Source organism: Bradyrhizobium sp., from assembly GCF_019244115.1.
GTDB lineage: Bacteria > Pseudomonadota > Alphaproteobacteria > Rhizobiales > Xanthobacteraceae > Bradyrhizobium.
Window position 1 is genome coordinate 1 of the sequence record NZ_JAFATE010000732.1, and the last position, 2907, is coordinate 2907.

The 2907-nt window shown below is 62.5% G+C and carries 5 protein-coding genes and 1 pseudogene; 5 read left to right on the forward strand and 1 reads right to left on the reverse strand.

Annotation, left to right across the window (positions count from 1 at the left end; all coding sequences use genetic code 11):
• A pseudogene (locus JOZ76_RS31580) lies at positions 1–208 on the forward strand (phosphomethylpyrimidine synthase ThiC); the annotation flags it as partial.
• Positions 209–296: 88 nt separating this feature from the next.
• Here the strand turns inward: JOZ76_RS31580 and JOZ76_RS31585 are convergent.
• Positions 297–728 carry a DUF4262 domain-containing protein gene (locus tag JOZ76_RS31585; RefSeq protein ID WP_291705311.1) on the reverse strand — a complete coding sequence of 144 codons (432 nt, stop codon included), beginning with the start codon at positions 726–728 and terminating at the stop codon, positions 297–299.
• A gap of 165 nt (positions 729–893) precedes the next feature.
• Between JOZ76_RS31585 and JOZ76_RS31590 the strand changes: the two genes are divergently transcribed.
• The 4 genes from JOZ76_RS31590 to JOZ76_RS31605 form a co-directional block, all read left to right on the forward strand.
• The gene (locus JOZ76_RS31590; protein ID WP_291705312.1) at positions 894–1586 is read left to right on the forward strand and encodes a glutathione S-transferase family protein; all 693 of its coding nucleotides are present in this window, start codon (positions 894–896) and stop codon (positions 1584–1586) included.
• Positions 1587–1667: 81 nt separating this feature from the next.
• Complete coding sequence (locus JOZ76_RS31595; protein ID WP_291705313.1) at positions 1668–1955, forward strand: hypothetical protein; 288 nt, start codon at positions 1668–1670, stop codon at positions 1953–1955.
• Entirely contained in the window at positions 1952–2236 is a 285-nt protein-coding gene (locus tag JOZ76_RS31600; protein WP_291705314.1) for a type II toxin-antitoxin system RelE/ParE family toxin, read from the forward strand. Before JOZ76_RS31595 ends, JOZ76_RS31600 begins: the two co-directional genes overlap by 4 nt.
• Positions 2237–2346: 110 nt before the next feature.
• On the forward strand, positions 2347–2907 hold a 561-nt coding region (locus tag JOZ76_RS31605; protein ID WP_291705315.1), incomplete at its 3' end, for an SDR family NAD(P)-dependent oxidoreductase.

Genomic DNA, 2907 nt, shown 5'->3' on the forward strand with positions numbered 1-2907 from the left:
GATGTGCGGCCCAAAGTTCTGCTCGATGAAGATCACCCAGGACGTCCGCGACTACGCCGCCACGCTGAACGATCCGAACTCCATCGGCATGTCAACGCAGGGCACCATCGAGGACGGCATGGCGCAGATGAGCGCCAAGTTCAAGGAAATGGGGAGCAGCGTGTATCTCGATGCGGATAAGGTGAAGGAGAGCAACAGGGTGTTGTGAGGGCGCCGGTACCGATCGCTTAGAACGTCATGCCCGGGCGCTGGCCCGGGCATGCACGAACACTGGCCAAAGCAAGCGTCGGTGAGCTTCAAGAAAAGCCTCTGAGCAGCGGCTGATACTTTCTCAGGGCTGGATCGAACTCGGCCTGCCACGGAAATCGTCCCGCGCGATCCGGCCAGACCAGCTGCAAACATGGAAATGGACGCGGCGGCACGTCAGCAAAGCATGCCTTGTGGCCGACCAGAAGCTGGTCGCCCACATCGCCGGCCGCGTAACGCTGGCCTCTGGAGACGCGGTCGCGAATGTCATTGATGACATTGCCGGCATCGCGACGGTCCAGGCCGAAGATCACGATCTCAGGATGACCATAATTGACAAACAGACCGATCGAAAAAGCATAACCTGGGCGCTCTTCGTCGGGCATGATTCCAACGATATGGCAGCCGTGCTTGCGCACATTGCCGACGATTCTCTCATCCGCGTCATTGTCGGGTCGAGGCCACTCGAACTCGTCCAGCATCGCGTACTCTCGCAGCATCAAGGGTCAACAACCCTAACCCATCGCAATGCGCAACCCCAGCGTTACGACGATACTTACCATGCCGTTGCTAAGTAACGCTCCGCGATGCAACATCGCCCTTGATACTGGACCACTTGCGTATCTCCGGCAGCCGGAGGCTTGCCCATGCTCACGCTCTTCTCCTATCCAAAACTGTTCGGTGTCGCCGACAACAACGGCTATGGGCTGAAGGTGTTCGCATTCCTGAAACTCGCGGGCGTGCCGTTCGCGCATGAGCATGTGTTCGACGCGTCCAAGGCGCCGCGCGGGCAGCTGCCCTATATCGTCGAGGACGGCGAGACCGTCGGCGACAGCGAGACCATCATCGTCCATCTCACCAGGAAGCATGAACTCGCGATCGACGCCGGCCTGTCAACCGCGCAGCGCCGCACCAATCACCTGGTCACACGCATGCTCGATGATCTCTACTGGGTGATGTCGTATTCGCGCTGGAAGGACGAGCGCTTCTATCCGGCGTTTCGCGACGCCTTCATGGCGCAGCATCCGCAGATCGACGCGGCCGGGCTTGACAAGGCGCGGGAGTACAACGCGCAGCGTTACTACTATCAGGGCATCGGCCGCTACACGCCCGACCAGGCCTACGCGCGCGGGCTCGCCGACCTCGAGGTGCTGGCCGAACTGGTGCCGGCCGACGGCTATGTGCACGGGCCAAAACCCGGCAGCATCGACGCCGGCATCTACGGTTTTGTCGCCAATATCCACTTCTTCCCGATCCCGACCCCGCTGAAGGCGTTCGTATCCGCACATCCCAATCTCGTGCGCCATTGCGAAGCGATCCACGAAGCCGTCGCTGCGTAGGCTCCCCTACACAAGCTGCTCGTGGCTGGTGCCTGGGCACGATCCCTCGACAAACCGCGGGCCAGCCATTACGTTAGCCTTATGAATCTCGTTCGCCGCACCCTCGAGATCGATGCCGAAACGGATGCGCGGCTCGCTGAAATCGCGGCCGAGCGTGGGCAGGACGTCGCCGCGGTTCTCGCCGAAGCGATCGCGTTGCTCGACTCGATTGTTGATCCGGCTGGCTTCGATGTGGTGGAGGATCGCCGAAGGCTCGATGCCTTTCGCGAGACCGGCGAGGCCGTTCCGCTCGGGGATGTCAAGGACTGGATCGCAAGCTGGGACACGACTGACGAACTGCCTCGTCCCGCGCCGCGAAAGATCGGATGATCATTTTTTCGCCCGACGCCGTCGAGGACGTCGCGCGCGTCCGATCTTTTCTCGATCACAAAAATCCCGGCGCCGCGCAACGGGCGATGGCACTCATTCTGACCAGCATCGAACGACTTCAGGACTTTCCCGATCGTGGCGTGCCGACGGTCGATGCGGATGTTCGCCAGATCGCGATCCGCTTCGGCTCATCCGGCTACATCATACGCTACGCGGTCATTCCTGAGACGCGGGACATCTTCATCACGCGCATCTGGCACGGCCGTGAGGCTCGCGTTTAGATCGGCGGGGATCCGTTGCGCAGGTCTGCGATGACATCATGCCCCCGCTCATCTTGAGACGGTTACAGCCCTCGCCTATCTCACTTCGCGTCCCCTGTCGTGAGGCCTCGATGTCGCTGTACGCCCTGCTCCGCCCCAACGGCCCCTCGGGTTTCGGCATGAGCTCCACCGCCGAGGAGGTCACGCGCGGGCTGTCGCTCGAAGGCAAGACCATCCTCGTCACCGGCTGCAGCTCCGGCATCGGTTTTGAGACCGCAAGGGTGCTGGCGCAGCGTGGCGCTAACGTCATCGCTGCCGCGCAGAGCGAAGAGAAAGCCGCAAGCGTCGCGCGCGCGATCTCCGCGACAGGCGTTGCCTGCGATCTCGCCGAGCCCGCCTCGATCCGCGCCTCTGTCGGCGAGCTGAAGCGCCGCAACGTGAGGCTCGATGCCATCATCTGCAACGCCGGGATCATGGCGCCGCCGCGCCTCGAACGCGTCTGCGGCTATGAGAGCCAGTTCTTCATCAATCACATCGGCCACTTCATGCTGGTCACCGCCCTGCTCGACGCGCTCGCCGATCGGGCGCGGGTGGTAGTGGTGAGCAGCGAAGCGCACCGCTACGCGCCGCGCGGCGGCATCGATTTCGACAACCTCAGGGGCGAGAGGAGTTACCGGCCCTGGACCGCCTAC

What these genes read in the sequence shown, in the direction of transcription:
- JOZ76_RS31600 (WP_291705314.1), top strand. Translation starts at nt 1,952, where the DNA reads ATGATCATTTTTTCGCCCGACGCCGTCGAGGACGTCGCGCGCGTCCGA.
- JOZ76_RS31595 (WP_291705313.1), top strand. Translation starts at nt 1,668, where the DNA reads ATGAATCTCGTTCGCCGCACCCTCGAGATCGATGCCGAAACGGATGCG.
- JOZ76_RS31585 (WP_291705311.1), bottom strand. Translation starts at nt 728, where the DNA reads ATGCTGGACGAGTTCGAGTGGCCTCGACCCGACAATGACGCGGATGAG.
- JOZ76_RS31590 (WP_291705312.1), top strand. Translation starts at nt 894, where the DNA reads ATGCTCACGCTCTTCTCCTATCCAAAACTGTTCGGTGTCGCCGACAAC.